The sequence below is a fragment of the Ruegeria sp. CDSB029 genome, assembly GCF_059611125.1.
This window is the reverse complement of sequence record NZ_JBXWOX010000020.1, coordinates 46733-62626: the sequence shown is the minus strand read 5'-3', so window position 1 is coordinate 62626 and position 15894 is coordinate 46733. Positions and strand designations below refer to the sequence as shown.

Here is a 15894-nt window from a genome sequence, read left to right as displayed (position 1 = left end):
CGCGGATGACGCGCTGCGATCCCTCTTGACTGAAGAACGGATGCGTGACCGGTGGTTCGATCTGTCGAAAGAGACCCAGTCTGTTCACAGAATAATTCTTGAGAGTTTTGTCCAACGTGCTCGGCCACCAACGCCACAAGAATTATCAGAGTTGGGTTTGCCAAATTTGCAAACCAAGGACGTGTTGGAAGAACTGGATCGTCGCGACCTGATCGTGTTTCGACGGGGCGCAATCCAATCTGCGTATCCGTTTTCCGCGAGCGAGACTTTGCACTCTGTCGAACTGGCCGCGGTACGCAATTGGACAGTTTGTGTTATCGATGCGCTCGGAACCGCAGTAATGCTCGGAAAAGCTGCAACTGTTCGATCAAGTTGCCCCATCTGTGGCGAGAAAATAGAAATCGACGTAAACAAAAACGGGCGCTCGGCAGATAGAATTAGTCCCTCTGGCGTGGTTGTTTGGGCAAGTGTTGCTGAGACGGAAGGGTGTGCTGCCGACACGCAATGTCAGTCAATGCTGGCGTTTTGTTCAGACGCTCATCTCGAAACATGGAAGCCTGAAGGGTTGATTGGATTTCAACTTACACCGCACCAGGCAATCCAGGTTGGAGCTGCCATTTTCAAGCCGTTTCTACGAACAAGTGTTGGCTGAGCGCCGCATCTATGACAGCTATCCAAGGCTCCTTCATAGCCACCGTTTGGACATTCGATCAGAGTAGCGCAAAGTCTGCATGTCTCGAAAGGCTTGCCGCCTTTTGCTGATGCAGCATTCGCTTGCGCAAAAAATGTAGCACTCGGAATTCGCTTTTCAGACGGATGGAAGAGCCATTGTTGGTCATTTCCGAGAGTTTGCGGTTAGGTCGATTTTAAGAAAGATTCATCACTCTCAAACCGTCATTTGCACGACCCGCCCGTGAGTGGTTATATTCCACAGACTTGGAACCAAGGTTTCGACGGAGCGCACTGAGATACAACCGCCGCAATTTCAAAGCGATCCTGATTCACGTTCCGTGAACGCCCTGAACACGCCGAGGGTTTCCTCGCTGACATGATGCTCGATACCTTCGGCGTCGTGCTCAGCCACATCTCTTGAAACGCCCAAGGCAACCAGGAAATCCACAACGATCCGATGACGTTTCCGGCACGCCTCAGCCAATTGACGTCCCGCCTCCGTAAGACGGAGCGAGCGGTAAGGTTCATGCTCGATTAACCCTTCGCGTTTTAGCCGGGACAGATTCTTTGAAACAGTGGGTTGTGTCACACCAAGGCGCTCAGCAATTTCCACCGGTCGCGCAGCGCCCCTCTCGTGGATCAGTTCGGCAATAAGCTCCACATAATCCTCAACCATTTCTCTTTGATGTGCCGTGCGAACCGCTTCGAATCCACTGGCCTGACTGTCAATCTTGCGGTCGGCGTCCTGTGGAGTGCTGTCGGTCATTTGGCTCACGATTACGTCATTGGGCTGCCTACAAGTGTATGCATTGCATCGCGCGGCTTGACAACGGTCTGCCGGTCACGAATAAGTTAGACAGGGCTAATAATTGTAGAAGCGGCTATGAAGAACCTAATTGCATCAACAGTCCTCGGGTTACTGCCTGTCATGGCAGGTGCCACGGCAATCGAAGAGGCGCCGTGGGCACCGCGGGCAGCTGCGTACCGATTGACCTTGTTCATGGGAAACCTGAGTCCGGTTCCGTGGAACAAGATCGAACAAAGCTGGATGTCGCCGCCCCTTGGCAGTGATTTGCAGATTGATGCAATTTCGCGCGTTTCCGAAGCCGAGGCGCAAGCGATCAGCCGCGCACTGGATTCCGAAGACCGCCAGGCGCTGTTCGAGGCCAGCACAGCAGCCATCGCAAGTGGAATTCTGCGGCATCTGGATGCAGCCAAGGCGGCGCTTGGCCAGCCCAAAGCCGCATCTGAGGTGTCTCAGGCTGCCGCCCTGTTCCGCGCTTTTGAGGACGGCATCAAGGCCGCCGATGCACAGGCTGCACGTGATCTGGGGCGGGCCTGGCTGGTTTTGAACTCTTCCCTTGGTAGCGCGGGCGTATTGGGTAACGGTGCGAAGACCGTCGATGCCGATAGATTTTCCGAGGCGCACAGTGTTGTAGCCGACTATATCCGGGCGAATTACCTTCCATCGGAGTTTGCTGAACGAAACACGCTAACGCCAATCCCCGAGACAGTGGTTCGCAGCGGAACGCCAGTCACGCTTCCCGCCACCCTTCCGCCTGGATCAAACATCGCTGATCAGCGCCAACTGCCCCGGTTGGTGCTGCAATTCGAAGAAGCTGGCGAGGACGAAGCCAACCTGCCGCTGGTGGCTTTTGGCGACATGCTGTTCGATAGTCCTGAGATTTTTGGCGGTCCCGCGCGCGAGCTGGGGATTGCCTGTTCCACCTGCCACAACCGGTCGGATGTGAACCGCGAGTTCTTCATTCCTGGTCTGTCCTCTCATCGAGGGGGCATGGATGTCGACGGATCATTCTTCAATCCGATGTTCAATGACCGAAAGGACGATCATCTGGACACGCCATCGATGCGCGGTATCCGGTTCACGGGACCTTACGGCCGGGACGGGCGCGAGCCCAGCCTGCGCCGGTTCATCCGCAACGTGATCGTGACCGAATTTGCCGGAAAAGAACCGACACCTTTCCAATTGGATGCGCTGGAGGCTTACGTCAAACAGTTCGACTTTTTGCCCAACCCCAAGATTGACCGGGCAGGCAGGCTGACCGATCTGGCATCCGATGCGGCCAAACGCGGAGAGGTTCTGTTCAACACCGAATTTGCCGGTCTGGGCGACAAGGCCTGCGCATCGTGTCATACGCCGAACCGCCAATTCCGCGATGGGTTGACCTATGATATCGGCAGCGCCGAACCGCCATTCCCGGGCGGCACGGCGACCGCGTTCGAAACACCAACGCTGCGCAACGTCAATTTCACCGCGCCGTACATGCACGACGGATCATTGCCAACGCTGGCCAGCGTAGTGGAATGGTTCAACGACACAAAGCAACTGGGGCTGGATGAGGCGCAACGCGCCGATCTGACCGCCTATGTCGAGGCTGTGGGGGATGGCGAAGAGCCGTATCAGGTATTCGATGGTCGCGACAGCGTATTCCGGCTGTCATGGGAAGAGCTGACCACCTTCGCAAGCACGTTGGATACCCTGTTGCCGATGCAGGATGCCGGAAATATCGCGCTGCTTATCGACACGGTCGCCCCCGATCTGGCGGCGGATGCCAGTGTCATGGTTAATCAGAGCTCCAAGCCGGAAATCTATGAATTCTCCAACATTCTGCGGGCAGTCGGCGATGCCAGCGCCAACGGCAACTGGGGCGAGGCAAACCGCCAATGGGAATTGTTCAAGGTCATGCAGGCCGAAATCGACGAAAGGATGTTTTGATGGTGTCGCGTCGCAACTTTCTGGCCACGGCCACGGCCATGCTCGCCATGCCTGCGATGGCGGCGGCCAATCAGGGTCTGAAACTGGCCTTCATCCCACAGGAGAACCCTGAGAAGTTGCTGGGAGATATCAAGGTCATCACCAAATGGTTGACGGATCAGATGGGCGTCCCAGTCACCGGGTTTGTCACTTTCGACCATGCCGCTGCCGTCGAAGCCCTGCGCAATGGCGATGCCGACATCTCTTTCATGGGGGCGCTGCCATTTGTCCTGGCCGAGGATCAGATCGGCGCCGTGCCGCTACTGTCTGAGGTCTATCGCGGACAGCCCAGCTATTCTGGCCGCGTCTTCGTGCGTCGCGACAGCGGGATCGAAACGTTGGCAGACCTTAAGGGGCGCGACATTGCCTTTTCCGATCCGGTGTCGGAATCCGGTTACATTTATCCGCTCGATCTGTTCGTACGTGCCGGGCTGTTCACAGGCACAGGCGATGCAGACAGCTTTTTCGGCCAGAAATTCTTTGCCGGCGGTTATCAGCAGGCGATGCAGGCCATGGCCAATGGGCTGGTCGATGCGGCAGGCGCCAGCCAATATGCCGATCTCTATCTGACCCCGGATCAGCAAGCCGAAGTCAAAGTGCTGGCTGAATCCGAACAGATCCCCAGCCATGCGGTCATCGCCCGCCCTGATCTGGACGCAGGATTGCAGGCGAAATTTGTGGATACCATGCTGCGTCTCAACGAGGCCGAGAACCGATATCTGTTGGCCTATCTCTTTGGCCCGGATGGTTATGTTCCTGCCGACCCGACCGTGTACGACGGCGTGCGCGAGACCGCGCGGCGCTATGGATTTCTGAAATGACCGCCGTCATCACACTCGACGCGGTGTCGCACTGCTTTGACGGCGCAGCGGCGTTGACGAACCTGTCTCTTTCTGTGCAACCGGGTGAAAGCGTTGCGCTGCTCGGGCCATCCGGCGCGGGGAAGTCCACGATGCTGGCGCTGTTGGATGGTCGCCTGCGCGGTTGGCAGGGCCAGGCCCGTGTGTTGGGCAATCAGCTGTCAGCAACAAAGTCCCCGGAACGTGAGACTCGTGCCGACATTGGTTTCATATTCCAGGAATTCGCGCTGGTCGACAGGCTGAGCGTCTATCAGAACGTGATGAACGGGCGGCTGGGCAGGATAAATAGCTGGCCCGCGCTTTGGGGCCGCTTTGGCGAGCAGGACCATATATGCGTCACCCGGGCGCTTCAGGATACCGGCTTGTCCGATCTGGCGCATAGGCGTGCAGATCGGTTGTCGGGCGGCCAAAGACAACGCGTGGCGATTGCCCGCTGTCTGGCGCAGGACCCCGAACTGATCCTGGCGGATGAACCGGTCAGCAATCTGGACCCCGCTCATGCCGAACGTATTCTGGGCCTGATCACCGGCGCGGCGCGTAGTCGCGGGATTGGCGTTATCTTCAGCTCGCACCAGCCCGATCTGTCGCGCCGGTTTGCTGACCGCATTCTGGGCCTTCGTGACGGTGAGATCTTGTTCGACAATCCGTCGGGTCAGGTGACAAGTGAAGATATCGACGGGCTGTATCACGGTATCAGCGCCGCAACAGGGTTGCGCGTGGTCAGCTGATGGGCCGCTCCGTCATTTGGGGCGCTCTGGCGCTGGCGATCCTGTGGTCGCTGACCAGCGCCGACATGGGGCTTGAAAAACTGCCCGGTGCCGGACCGCGCCTGACTGAGTTTCTGGGGCGCATGATCCCACCCGACCTCTCGATCTGGCCCGAGGTGCTGAGAGGTTTGGCAGAAACACTGCGGATCGCCATCCTGGGTACTCTCTTTGCCGTGATCCTGTCCACCGGGCTGGCCGTTCTGGCCGCCGAAACGCTGGTGCCTCCGGCCATCTGGCGTCCGGTGCGCGGCTTACTGGCGGTGATCCGTTCGATCCCGCTTATCCTTGTTGCCATGCTGATGGTTGGTGCGGTGGGGCTTGGGCCTCTGCCCGGTATTCTGGCCATCACCTTTCACGCGACGGGGATGCTGGCCAAGTTCTATTCCGAGGCCATCGACAACGTCGCCGCCGCGCCGGTGGCCGCGCTGGAAAGTGCGGGTGCCAGCCGAACGCAGCAACTACGTTGGGCGATCTGGCCGCAAATGGCACCGGTGATCCTGCGTGACACCGTGTTCCGGTTCGAGCTGAACCTGCGTGAAAGCCTGATCCTCGGCATCGTCGGCGCGGGTGGCATCGGCCTCTATGTCCAGACTTACGTGCGTTCGTTTCAATATGACAAAGCCGCAACCGTCACGTTGGCCATCGTTGGACTGGTGCTGCTATCCGAGGCCCTGAACACCGCCTTGCAAAAGCGGTTTAGCTAACGCCTCTGACCTAAGCGACGGTTCGGTTTTCTCTGATGTCCAGTTAACTTGCACAAATTCAACCTGACGGCACCAGTCACAAGGCAGTTCAAACACACTGAAAATACGCGAAAAACACGGAGAACGGTAACCCGGAAACAAGATTTGCAGCATGATTCCGCTACCATTAAGCCGATCTAAAGTACAAGCCTGATTATTTTAGAGACTGGTGCTACTGATACTCAGAGAACTAGGGACCTTCTTCCAAACGAACGGAGTATACGATGGTCAATTGTATCGCGAAGCGGGCTTTTTGTTATGCCGGTCAGTTCGTATTAAGTCTTGTGACCATTGCTGGAATTGCGATTGCCGTTCCGTCGTCGACTTTTGCAAATACCCTTCTACACGAAATCAAAGAGGTCCCCGCCCCGACAGGGGCCAAGGAACTTTGCCAAAGATATCCGTGGGCTTGCGACCGATCCACCACTACCAGTTCCCTGGACACCGCAACCCAACTCAGGCTAGCGGCTGAAGTTAATCGCACGATAAATCGATCAGTGCGCGAGGTTTCCGACCAAAGCCAATTTGGTCGCAAAGAAGTCTGGACGTTACCAACGGCTCGCGGCGGCGATTGCGAGGATTTCGCACTTCTCAAGAAAAAAGAACTAATTCGCATTGGTCTTGCTCCATCCAGACTGTCAATCGCAACCGCCCTCGATCGGCGGCGGAACTCGCACGCCGTTTTGATCGTCCGAACAAAGAGTGGGGACTATGTGCTCGACAATCTGACCAATCAGATGAAACCATGGCAAGACACCGGGTATTCGTTTCTTCGTATGCAAGATCCCAACACGTCGTCTGGTTGGGCAATGGTCATGAGGGGCGGCGTCTTTCCACCTTAGACCCTCTCACAGAAACATCTTTGCCTATTGCTGTTACGTCAACAAATTCGGAGTTGGCGCGATGGTCAAAAACCGTTGACCCACACCGCGACTGGAATCTGTTGGTCTCCGCATTCAGGAGGCAGGTGGGTATGTCTATGACCGTGGCGATCATATGGCATTGTGTTTTTCTCCGTGCGAATGCGTTGCCGCAATTCGGGCTATCATTTTCCCGGACCGGAGGGCCCGAACGCGCGCATTCATCCAATGTCGGATCACAAAACGGTATAGCCAGCCTTGTACACGACCGAATTCCTGCGCGTGATCGGCATAAAAGGCGTCGGGCGTAACAAAGACGCCGAAATCCTGCACGATGCCGGCTTTTTGAATGTAAGTGTCTTCACCTTTCCAATTGACCTGAGGCGCACTCAGACACTCGGTGCCCACCCCATAGCCACACAAGCTTTCGGTCTTGGCAAAGGTCTGCTGCAGTACGCGCAGAAATATCTCGTCCAGAATGAACCCTTCGAGGTTCAACCATGACTCGTCGGCCTCAACTTCGACCCAGGAATGGACGATTTCTTGTGGAACCAATGGGTAGACAAGCTCAGGCACGATACCACGCTGCAGTTGCTTGTGGATTGTAAAACCGTGCAGGCGGCATCGAATACCCACACCGCGTAAAAGCGCCATCAAAAGCGTACCCTTGGTGTTGCATTGCCCATACCCATCGGCCAGTACATCCGAGGCGGCGATGTCATCGGCGCGGTTGTAGCCGAAGGCGATCTCATTTCGCACGAAGTCATAAATCGCGCCGATGCGATCTGTTTGCGGTAGGTCGCGCCAGCGACGATTGGCGATGAGCGCGGCAATGGGCCCAGCTTCAAAATCCAGTAGCGGCGTGGCCGTAAGAAGCGGGTCGTTGGCAGCCATAATATCTCTCCACGAATCGTTTGAGAGATGTTTAATTGCTCCAGTCACTGTAGGTTCAAGAAGTCTTTCATACGGTCTCGAGTTCGTCTTTCGACGTCAGGCGCCGATTTCTTCGTGGTTGGTCAGGCATTCGGAATGATCGCGTAATACTTCGAGAACACGGCATTCAGATGTGTTGCCGCCGCTGCATTCGTGCACCATGCGTTGAAGTTCGGTACGCAGTGCTTCGAGGCGGGCCATTCTTTGCTCGACCTGTTTGAGTTGCCGACGCGCGATGGAGTCTGCCTCTGCACAAGAACAACCCGGATTGTCACTCAAATCAAGGAGCTCACGGATCGCTTCCAGTGGAAAGCCTAACTGACGCGCATGTCGAATAAAGGAAAGGCGGTCGACTTCGGCATCGCCATAGCGCCGCTGCCCCCCTTCTGTTCGGCCAGGCTCCGGCATCAACCCGATCTGCTCGTAGTAGCGAACCGTCTGAACCTTTGTTCCAGTCTTTTTCCCAAGAGTACCGATTGTAAGCACATGAGTCTCCATTCAAAGGTACAGTGACTGTAGTTTTGAATGCGGCAACCGACAAGTGAAACGGCATAAATTCTCCGAACCCGTGACACCCCGCCGCAGATACCAAAACCGCCTTGAACCTCTAGCAGCTAGAGCATGTACATGCGCATTCAGATGCAAGAATCAAAAAGCAGGCAATTCGTATTGAAACTGACAAAGTTCCAGAAATACCTATGGGCTGTAGCGGGTATAGCAACGGCCGCGTTTGTCTATCTGCTGCTTTGGTCAGATTACAGCGCCAGCCAAAACCAAACCAGCGCCGCAGCTTTTAGCGCCAGGTTCGACTTGACCGATCATTCGGGCGTCACACGATCCGAAAAAGACTATGCCGGGCGTTGGATGCTGGTGTTTTTCGGATTCACCAACTGCCCGGACGTCTGCCCAACGACCCTGTCCGAGGTCGCGGCCGTCATGGACGGTCTGGGAAACAAAGCGGAAGAGGTCCAACCTATCTTCATCTCCATCGACCCCGAGCGGGATACGCCTTCGGTCCTGGCCGAATATGTGCCGCTCTTTGATGCAGGCATTATTGGCCTGACCGGCACGCCTGAGCAAATCGCGCAAACCTCCGAGTCTTTCCCGATCTTCTACGAACGGGTCGAGGAGGCCTCGGCACCCGATGGGTACACAATGGGGCACACATCGCATTTGTTCTTGTTCGACACACAGGCAGATTTTGCCGAATCCTGGTCTTACGGCACACCCGCCGAAGACATTCTGGCGGATCTGAAACAGAAAATCTGACAACAATGACCCGATTGACCAAAGAAACCGCTCTCGGACTGGCCTGGATGCTGGCGCTGTTTTCATCGCTTGCCGTTTTGTTCATCGGCGAGGTGCTGGGACAAACGCCTTGCCTGCTCTGCTGGTTCCAGCGCGCCTTTATGTTCCCATTGGCCATCATTCTTGGGCTCGGCCTGTGGTGGCAAGACTGGCGCGTCGGTCGATACGGGGTCGCGCTGGCGATTGGCGGCGCGGGCATGGCCTTGTGGCACATGGGCCTTTACGTCGGTCTGATCCCAGAAAAAATACAGCCCTGCACCGCAACGGGACCGTCCTGTACGGATGCGAACCAATTGGTCTTTGGCACCCCAATCCCTCTGATGGCGCTTGTTGCGTTTGCGCTTATCGGCGTGCTGTCCGCCCTTTCACTCAAGGAGATACAAGAATGAACAGACGTGGTTTGATCCTGTCCGTTCTCGCGCTCGGTGCCGCCGGTTTTGGCGGCGGCGCGTGGTACGTGACCCAATCGAAGTCCGCAGGCGCTGCCGATTCAGTCGCGCCTGAAATTGCTGCAACACTCATCCGGCCGTATTCCCCGATACTTGGCCCGGAAGACGCCCCCGTGACCATTGTCGAGTTTTTCGATCCGGCCTGCGAAGCTTGTCGCGCATTTCATCCAATCGTGAAAGACATCATGGCACAACACGGCGACGCAGTGCGCGTCGTTATCCGTTACACCCCATTCCATGGCGAAGCGTCAGAAGAAGCGATCCGCGTACTGGAAACCGCGCGGATGCAGGACGTTTTCGAGCCGGTGATGGAAGCCGTATTGAGAGAACAACCCAGATGGGCCGCGCATGGCGCACCCGAACCGGGTTTGATCCTGCAGATTGCAGCATCGGCGGGTCTGGATGTCGACGCGGCAAAGACGCAGATGCGCGCGCCTCAGACAACGGGGCTACTTAATCAGGAACGTGCGGACGTTGCGGCTGTTGGCATACAGAAGACCCCCTCTTTCTTCGTCAATGGCAAGCCACTCGATCCGTTTGGTGAGGCCGAGTTGAGACGTCTGGTCGCGGCAGAAGTTGCAGCGGCGCAAAGTTAATCATGCGTGTGAGCAAAATCATGAAATTCCATCCGAAGAAGACCACACTGGCAAGCGCCTTTGCCGCTTTTGCCCTGAGCATCGGTCTTTCAGCGTCTGTTCTGGCAGAGGCCGACGAAATTGTTGTTGAAGACGCCTGGTCTCGCGCATCGATCGGAACCAACCGCCCGGGTGCGGCCTATATGACGATCCGCAACACCGGCGACGAGGCAGTCACAGTGACCGGCATCCGCACGGACCTTGCAGAGATGCCCGAAATTCATATGACCTCGACCAATGAACAAGGGGTCAGCTCTATGGCGCTGGCCGGGAATATCGAGATCGTCCCGGGTGCCTCGGTCGCACTGGAGCCCGGCGGATTGCACGCCATGCTGATGCGGCTCCAACGGCCGATGACCAAAGGCGAGAGTTTTGCGTTGACACTGATCTTTGCCGATGGCGAAGAGATGTCGGTCGAGGTGCCGATTTATGGAATAGCGGCGCGAGGGCCAGAAAACTGATGCAGCGCAGACGTCTGTTTCAGATGGGTGCGGCTGGTATCGGCGTGCTGGGTCTTACGCTTGTTGCGGGTTGGTGGCAGGTAGACGGCCCCGGTGCACCCGACCCTGATCCGCTGCGGCCGCTTTCCTTGTCGGCCATGGATTTCCGTATGACCGACCACGAAGGCAACACGGTAAACACGCGAACGCTTACCGGTCGCGCAAGCATGGTGTTTTTCGGCTTTACCTATTGCCCTGACGTCTGCCCGACCACGCTGTCTGATATCTCGGACTGGCTTGACGGGATGGGGGATGATGCCGAGCAGCTGAACGTCGTGTTCATCACCGTCGATCCCGCACGCGACACCGTCGACGCCATGGCCGACTATGTCAGCTATTTCCACCCGGCCATCCGCGGATGGGTCGGTCAGCCCGAACAAATCGCCAGAGCCGCCGCAGACTTCCGAGCGACATACGAGAAGGTCCCGACAGATGATGGTGATTACACGATGAACCACACCGCCAGCGTTTTCCTTTTCGACGCTGACGGCCAATTCGCCAGCACCATCGACTACCACGAGAAAAGGGATTTCGCGGTCCCCAAAATTCGCCGCGCAATGATTAGAGGAACGAAAGAAACGTCATGAAAGCAAAACATTTGGCAACTGCTGCCGGTGGTGTTTCGTTGGCAGTCGCTGCGGTCTTCGCTCTTACTCCAAAAGAACCTGCGATGCGGGCTCCTGTAGCAGCAAGTTTTCAGCCCCCGGAACACCCTGAGCTACCGCAACATGACGCGACGCCCACAATTGACGTGGCGGCCAGCCGTCTCGAGTCCTGGCCAGATATGAAACCACCTGTTGTCCCCGCAGTCGCATCAGCTGATGACCCCTTGCCGGCCATTGATCCACCTTTGAAAACCTGGTCACGCGAGATTGAGTCTGGCGAAACCCTTGATGCAGTTCTTGCCGAGGCCGGACTCGATGCGGCTGACCGCGCCGAGATCGCACTGGCGCTGGGAGCAGAATTCGACTTGCGTCGTCTGCGCCCAGGGCATTCGATCGCGCTTACCCGAACGCCCGATGGCCGCCCGCTGCGCATAACACTTGCGGTTGATGACGGTGTCCGCGTCGAGGCGGTCTTTGGCCAATCTCTGGCCACGCGGGTTGTGACCCCTGAGCCTGACACCGTAACGATCGCCGGAAAGACGATCATCGAAAGTTCGATTGCAGCTGCACTGGATGATGCAAACCTGCCTGCGCGATTTGCGGTGGATCTGGCCCAGATGCTGAGCGGTACGATCGATTTCCGACGCGAGCTCAGCGGCGGCGAAACGCTGCGCCTGCTCTGGCGCGAAAAACGTTTGGATGACCAAAGGATCGGCCAGCCGGACCTTGCCTTTGCGGCGCTGGAGATGGGTGAGACGCTCTACGAAGTGGTCTGGCCGGATGACAGCAGCGGACGCGCCACAATCTATGTTGATGGCGAGTTGCTTCGTGTGTTTGCACAACCTGTCGAAGGTGCACGTCTGAGCTCGGTGTTTGGCCGGCGCAAACATCCGATCTACGGCAACGTGCGGATGCATACCGGCGTCGATTTCGCCGCCGCGCGGGGCACTCCTGTGCATGCTACAGCGCCTGGTCGGGTATCCTATGTCGGGTGGCGCGGGGGATATGGCCGCGTGGTGGAAATCACGCACGGGTCGGATACGGTCACACGCTACACTCATCTCAGCTCGGTCACCGATGACCTGTCAAAAGGTCAACGCATAAAGGCTGGCGAAGTGATCGGACGCGTGGGATCGTCTGGAACTGCGACCGGGCCCAACATGCATTATGAGGTGCTGGTCGACGGACGACCAACCGATCCGCTTGCAGATGACCGCTTCGCTGAAATCACAGGTGACAAATCTGCGGACACTGCCGCGCAGGAACGGCTGACCGTCGCACGAGCCCAGCTTGAGGAGCATCTTTCGGAACGGGTTACGGACAGGCTCTGATCCATTCGACGTCCCCGCTCGGCAACACACCTCAAGTAACTTACCTTGCTATGTGTTGATGACGGCCGCGATCTTAATTCAGAACACGAAAACCGAGGAAACGAGGATTTGATATGATGGCAATTGCGGGCGCCTTGGGTGGTGCAATTTGGGGCGGCTTACTGGCCAAACGGAGAAACGGAAACCGTGTTGACATACTTCAATACGCAACAGGATACGGAATCGCATTTGGCCTGCTTGCCTTTTTCGCTTCGCTTGCCATTTTGCGTCTGGTTTCCTAGCGCAGCTCTTGCTGCTGCGGCGGGATGGAACGCCCCTTCAAGAAACCGCTTCGAAGTGTAGTGGCCTTTGCGGTTCACATCGTTGCCAGTATCTGGTGAAGCCCTATTTTGTTGAATTCTTTTGAGAGTTCACGCCTCTGTCAGGCAAGAATGTAGATGGGCGTTCCGTCGGGCACCATTGCGTAGACCTCTTCGATCTGGCGGTCTGTGACAGAGATGCACCCGGCGGTCCAGTCTCGCTTACCCATCGGATCAACGCCTCGTCGCGGGCCACCATGAATGAAGATGTCACCTCCTGGCGACTTACCCTGCGCCTCAGCGAAAGCGCGGTCTGCTTCATTCGGGTATGAGATACCAATGGACAAATGGAAAAGGCTGTCCGGATTTCGCCGGTCAATGACATAAGCGCCTTCAGGTGTTCGCCCGTCGCCTTCGAACTGCTTGTGTTCACTTGGCGCGAAGCCAAGGTCGACCGGATAGGTGCGCAACACTCCTTCTGCTCCATCCAGAACCAGCAATCGCTCCGACTTGTACAGGCGAAGCCGTGTGACTTCTGGCCCCGTGTATGAGCGGAACTTGTTCGCGCATCCCGACAGGAAAGCGGTCACGCCGCCCAAAAGGAAAAATCGTCTTGGAAATTTGCCAACCATCACTGCTCTATGCCTCTTTTTAGAGGTCTCCTATGTGGATCTGATACCACGAGGTCAGAACCCGATCAATGTCCATGCGCCACAGCGCGCTCCGCCAGAGGTTCGCTGACCCTTTGTCCTCCACGCGGCCCAGCCTTGTCTTCCTTTGCTCTCAGCAGGCGTAGTGCATTGGCCACAACCAGCAGTGAAACACCGACATCTGCCGCGATGGCACTCCACATTGAAGCCATACCTACACTCGTGAGGCCCGCGAACACAGCCTTCGTCGCAAGCGAGAAACCGATGTTCTGACGGATGATCGACATGGTCCGGCGCGAATGTCCGATGAGCCACGGCACCTTGCCGATATCATCCGTCATCAGCGCGATATCCGCCGTTTCGATCGCCGCGTCCGAGCCGACCGCCCCCATGGCGATGGCATAATGCGACCGCGCCATGGCCGGCGCGTCGTTCACGCCGTCGCCGATCATGGCCACCATCTCGTGACGCTCGGCCAGTTCCTCGATTGCCGTCACCTTGTCGTCGGGCAACAGTTCGGCGCGCACCTCGTCGATGCCAACCTCGGCGGCCACAGCCCGCGCTGTGCGCTCGTTGTCGCCTGTCAGCATGACAATCGTTTTCACGCCCTGCGCGTGCAGCTTTGCCACAACATGTTTGGCGTCAGGCCGAATACGGTCGCGCACTTCTAGAACACCTGTGACCACGGTCTCGTCACCGACAACCACAAGCGTACTGCCCGCGCCTTCGATCTGGTTACGCAGACCGGTCGGGATGGCATCACCAAATCCCTTCTCGGTGGCAAAACGATCCGAGCCCAGCCAAACCGAGCGGCCCTCGGCACGGCCTTCCAGACCCCGGCCCGGCACTGTGCGAGTATCTTCCGCGGCGGAAATCGCGATGCCCTCGGCCTCGGCCCGTGTCAGGATGGCACGCGCCAGCGGGTGCGAGGATCGCACCTCAAGGCAGGCCGCGCTTGCCAGCAGATCCTGTACGGATGCGCCGCCGAGGGGATGAACAAGCGCCACTTCAGGCTCGCCCATGGTGATCGTTCCGGTCTTGTCCATGGCCAGCGCCGTGGTGCGGCCTGGGGCCTCGATGTAGGCACCGCCTTTGATCAGCACTCCGGCCCGCGCCGATGCGGTCAGTGCCGCGACGATGGAAACCGGCGTTGAGATCACCAGCGCGCAGGGGCAGGCAATGACCAGAAGAACCAGCGCGTTATAGATCCAGAAGCCCCAAGGTGCACCAAAGGCAAGCGGCGGAATAAGAGCGATGGCAACCGCGACGATCATCACGATCGGCGTATAGATACGGGCGAATTTGGTCACCCATTGTTCAACCGGCGCACGCCGGGCATGGGCATCACCGACCATGCGGATGATCTTGGCCAGAACAGTGTCCGACGCCGTCTTTGAGGCGCGCACCATAAGGGTCCCTTCGCCGTTGATAGTACCGGCATAGACTTCGTCGCCCTGTTCCTTGGGCACCAGGGCGCTTTCACCGGTGATCGGTGCCTGATCGACGGCGCCAGCACCGTCTATGACCTCTCCGTCCAGCGGAATGCGGTCGCCCCCGCGCACGATGAAACTGTCGCCGACAACCACTTCGGCCGCCGGAACCACCTCTTCCCGACCGTCCGGTCGCAGCACCAGCGCCGTCGGTGGTGCAAGATCAAGCAGCGCCGAGACAGCATTACGCGCGCGCCCGACACTCCAGCTTTCCAGATAGAGAGAGAGCGAAAAGAAGAAGGCAACGGTTGCGGCCTCGAAAAACTCGCCCAAACCGATTGCGCCGCAGACGGCAACAACCATCAGCAGGTTCATGTCAGGCGAAAGCCGCCGTGCCGAGGACCAGGCCTTGGGGGCCACCAGCCAGACGCCAAACAGGATTGCAACGGCGAACAACGCCGCCTCAGGCAAGGGCATCTGCACGTCGCCATGTCCTGAAAACAACCCGAGCGCACCACCCATTCCGGTTTCGACCAGATGCCACAGGAAACCAGCCGCCCAGAACCCACCACTGAGCATGGTGAAACGTCGCTGCCGCGCGATATGCGCCGCCTGATCTTCGGCGGCATTCTCATCGTCCCAGGGCTTGGCACTCATCCCGGTGCTGGCGACCAACTGCTCGATCTCGTCATCAGAGATTCTTGCTGCAGTTTCAAGTAACGTCATCCGTCCGTTGATCACATCGAACGCGATATGGTCTGTTCCACCGACCTTCGGTCCGACGACCCGGTTCAGGATCGCCACCTCTTCGGCGCAGTCGAGACCCGAGACCTGAAAGCTTCGGCCATTGACGGGAGCTGGCACGGACGGCGCCACATCTGCACTGGCTCCGCCACCACAGCAATGTTGGCCTTGTTTGGCATCATGATCACGATTGTGATCGTGGCTATGGCTGTCGGACGGCATGAAAATACCTCAAGATTCTCCGTGGTCAGAAACAGATAGTCCCTACAGCAACTAGAGCTTCAAGGCCAAATTCTCGGTAATTTCCAAAATGTGTGCTGTCTCGTAGAACA

Annotated in this window: 17 protein-coding genes; 12 read left to right on the top strand and 5 right to left on the bottom strand. The window is 57.6% G+C overall.

All coding sequences use genetic code 11. From position 1 onward, the window contains the following. Nucleotides 1–25 precede the first annotated feature (25 nt). Nucleotides 26–652, top strand: coding sequence for an organomercurial lyase (gene merB, locus AC2FI8_RS19580; RefSeq protein ID WP_496780661.1), 627 nt, complete (start codon nucleotides 26–28; stop codon nucleotides 650–652). A 333-nt stretch (nucleotides 653–985) separates the two neighbouring features. On the opposite strand, the gene mntR is transcribed toward merB, so the two are convergent. Next, complete coding sequence (gene mntR / locus AC2FI8_RS19575) at nucleotides 986–1438, bottom strand: manganese-binding transcriptional regulator MntR (RefSeq protein ID WP_496780694.1); 453 nt, start codon at nucleotides 1436–1438, stop codon at nucleotides 986–988. 117 nt (nucleotides 1439–1555) lie between these two features. Here mntR and AC2FI8_RS19570 point away from each other — a divergent pair, with 117 nt between their 5' ends. The 5 genes from AC2FI8_RS19570 (at nucleotide 1556) to AC2FI8_RS19550 (ending at nucleotide 6660) form a co-directional block, all read left to right on the top strand. Further along, nucleotides 1556–3409 carry a cytochrome c peroxidase gene (locus AC2FI8_RS19570; RefSeq protein ID WP_496780660.1) on the top strand — a complete coding sequence of 618 codons (1854 nt, stop codon included), beginning with the start codon at nucleotides 1556–1558 and terminating at the stop codon, nucleotides 3407–3409. Continuing rightward, the gene (locus AC2FI8_RS19565; RefSeq protein WP_496780659.1) at nucleotides 3409–4269 is read left to right on the top strand and encodes a phosphate/phosphite/phosphonate ABC transporter substrate-binding protein; all 861 of its coding nucleotides are present in this window, start codon (nucleotides 3409–3411) and stop codon (nucleotides 4267–4269) included. The genes AC2FI8_RS19570 and AC2FI8_RS19565 overlap by 1 nt, the downstream gene beginning before the upstream one ends. Continuing rightward, entirely contained in the window at nucleotides 4266–5036 is a 771-nt protein-coding gene (locus AC2FI8_RS19560) for a phosphonate ABC transporter ATP-binding protein (RefSeq protein WP_496780658.1), read from the top strand. Before AC2FI8_RS19565 ends, AC2FI8_RS19560 begins: the two co-directional genes overlap by 4 nt. Continuing rightward, nucleotides 5036–5779: a phosphonate ABC transporter, permease protein PhnE gene (phnE, locus tag AC2FI8_RS19555; protein ID WP_496780657.1), complete on the top strand. Its 744-nt coding sequence runs from the start codon at nucleotides 5036–5038 to the stop codon at nucleotides 5777–5779. The genes AC2FI8_RS19560 and phnE overlap by 1 nt, the downstream gene beginning before the upstream one ends. 263 nt (nucleotides 5780–6042) lie before the next feature. Beyond that, nucleotides 6043–6660: a transglutaminase-like cysteine peptidase gene (locus AC2FI8_RS19550; protein ID WP_496780656.1), complete on the top strand. Its 618-nt coding sequence runs from the start codon at nucleotides 6043–6045 to the stop codon at nucleotides 6658–6660. Nucleotides 6661–6810: 150 nt separating this feature from the next. Here the strand turns inward: AC2FI8_RS19550 and AC2FI8_RS19545 are convergent, their stop codons facing one another. Beyond that, entirely contained in the window at nucleotides 6811–7572 is a 762-nt protein-coding gene (locus tag AC2FI8_RS19545) for a transglutaminase-like domain-containing protein (protein ID WP_496780655.1), read from the bottom strand. A gap of 96 nt (nucleotides 7573–7668) precedes the next feature. Beyond that, the gene (locus AC2FI8_RS19540) at nucleotides 7669–8097 is read right to left on the bottom strand and encodes a MerR family transcriptional regulator (protein WP_496780654.1); all 429 of its coding nucleotides are present in this window, start codon (nucleotides 8095–8097) and stop codon (nucleotides 7669–7671) included. 183 nt (nucleotides 8098–8280) lie between these two features. Here AC2FI8_RS19540 and AC2FI8_RS19535 point away from each other — a divergent pair, with 183 nt between their 5' ends. The 6 genes from AC2FI8_RS19535 to AC2FI8_RS19510 are packed head-to-tail and all read left to right on the top strand — an operon-like array spanning nucleotide 8281 to nucleotide 12439. Then, the gene (locus AC2FI8_RS19535; protein ID WP_496780653.1) at nucleotides 8281–8880 is read left to right on the top strand and encodes an SCO family protein; all 600 of its coding nucleotides are present in this window, start codon (nucleotides 8281–8283) and stop codon (nucleotides 8878–8880) included. Between the two features lie 5 nt (nucleotides 8881–8885). Further along, nucleotides 8886–9308 (top strand): disulfide bond formation protein B, encoded by a 423-nt coding sequence (locus tag AC2FI8_RS19530; RefSeq protein WP_496780652.1) that lies wholly within the window; start codon nucleotides 8886–8888, stop codon nucleotides 9306–9308. Then, nucleotides 9305–9964, top strand: a complete 660-nt coding sequence (locus tag AC2FI8_RS19525) for a DsbA family protein (protein WP_496780651.1) — start codon at nucleotides 9305–9307, stop codon at nucleotides 9962–9964. Before AC2FI8_RS19530 ends, AC2FI8_RS19525 begins: the two co-directional genes overlap by 4 nt. A 20-nt stretch (nucleotides 9965–9984) precedes the next feature. Beyond that, nucleotides 9985–10464 (top strand): copper chaperone PCu(A)C, encoded by a 480-nt coding sequence (locus AC2FI8_RS19520; protein WP_496780650.1) that lies wholly within the window; start codon nucleotides 9985–9987, stop codon nucleotides 10462–10464. After that, a complete protein-coding gene (locus tag AC2FI8_RS19515) occupies nucleotides 10464–11090 on the top strand; it encodes an SCO family protein (protein ID WP_496780649.1) in 627 nt (208 codons plus the stop codon). The genes AC2FI8_RS19520 and AC2FI8_RS19515 overlap by 1 nt, the downstream gene beginning before the upstream one ends. Continuing rightward, on the top strand, nucleotides 11087–12439 hold the full coding sequence (locus AC2FI8_RS19510; RefSeq protein WP_496780648.1) for a peptidoglycan DD-metalloendopeptidase family protein: 1353 nt from the start codon (nucleotides 11087–11089) through the stop codon (nucleotides 12437–12439). The genes AC2FI8_RS19515 and AC2FI8_RS19510 overlap by 4 nt, the downstream gene beginning before the upstream one ends. 421 nt (nucleotides 12440–12860) lie before the next feature. On the opposite strand, the gene AC2FI8_RS19505 is transcribed toward AC2FI8_RS19510, so the two are convergent. Both AC2FI8_RS19505 and AC2FI8_RS19500 read right to left on the bottom strand, forming a co-directional pair. Next, the gene (locus tag AC2FI8_RS19505; protein ID WP_496780647.1) at nucleotides 12861–13370 is read right to left on the bottom strand and encodes a L,D-transpeptidase family protein; all 510 of its coding nucleotides are present in this window, start codon (nucleotides 13368–13370) and stop codon (nucleotides 12861–12863) included. Nucleotides 13371–13435: 65 nt separating this feature from the next. Then, entirely contained in the window at nucleotides 13436–15784 is a 2349-nt protein-coding gene (locus AC2FI8_RS19500) for a heavy metal translocating P-type ATPase (protein ID WP_496780646.1), read from the bottom strand. Between the last annotated feature and the right edge of the window lie 110 nt (nucleotides 15785–15894).

Excerpts from the sequence above, each read along its gene's own strand:
- mntR (WP_496780694.1), bottom strand. The coding sequence starts at position 1,438 with ATGACCGACAGCACTCCACAGGACGCCGACCGCAAGATTGACAGTCAG.
- AC2FI8_RS19570 (WP_496780660.1), top strand. The coding sequence starts at position 1,556 with ATGAAGAACCTAATTGCATCAACAGTCCTCGGGTTACTGCCTGTCATG.
- AC2FI8_RS19565 (WP_496780659.1), top strand. The coding sequence starts at position 3,409 with ATGGTGTCGCGTCGCAACTTTCTGGCCACGGCCACGGCCATGCTCGCC.
- AC2FI8_RS19560 (WP_496780658.1), top strand. The coding sequence starts at position 4,266 with ATGACCGCCGTCATCACACTCGACGCGGTGTCGCACTGCTTTGACGGC.
- phnE (WP_496780657.1), top strand. The coding sequence starts at position 5,036 with ATGGGCCGCTCCGTCATTTGGGGCGCTCTGGCGCTGGCGATCCTGTGG.
- AC2FI8_RS19550 (WP_496780656.1), top strand. The coding sequence starts at position 6,043 with ATGGTCAATTGTATCGCGAAGCGGGCTTTTTGTTATGCCGGTCAGTTC.
- AC2FI8_RS19545 (WP_496780655.1), bottom strand. The coding sequence starts at position 7,572 with ATGGCTGCCAACGACCCGCTTCTTACGGCCACGCCGCTACTGGATTTT.
- AC2FI8_RS19530 (WP_496780652.1), top strand. The coding sequence starts at position 8,886 with ATGACCCGATTGACCAAAGAAACCGCTCTCGGACTGGCCTGGATGCTG.
- AC2FI8_RS19525 (WP_496780651.1), top strand. The coding sequence starts at position 9,305 with ATGAACAGACGTGGTTTGATCCTGTCCGTTCTCGCGCTCGGTGCCGCC.
- AC2FI8_RS19520 (WP_496780650.1), top strand. The coding sequence starts at position 9,985 with ATGAAATTCCATCCGAAGAAGACCACACTGGCAAGCGCCTTTGCCGCT.
- AC2FI8_RS19515 (WP_496780649.1), top strand. The coding sequence starts at position 10,464 with ATGCAGCGCAGACGTCTGTTTCAGATGGGTGCGGCTGGTATCGGCGTG.
- AC2FI8_RS19510 (WP_496780648.1), top strand. The coding sequence starts at position 11,087 with ATGAAAGCAAAACATTTGGCAACTGCTGCCGGTGGTGTTTCGTTGGCA.
- AC2FI8_RS19505 (WP_496780647.1), bottom strand. The coding sequence starts at position 13,370 with ATGGTTGGCAAATTTCCAAGACGATTTTTCCTTTTGGGCGGCGTGACC.
- AC2FI8_RS19500 (WP_496780646.1), bottom strand. The coding sequence starts at position 15,784 with ATGCCGTCCGACAGCCATAGCCACGATCACAATCGTGATCATGATGCC.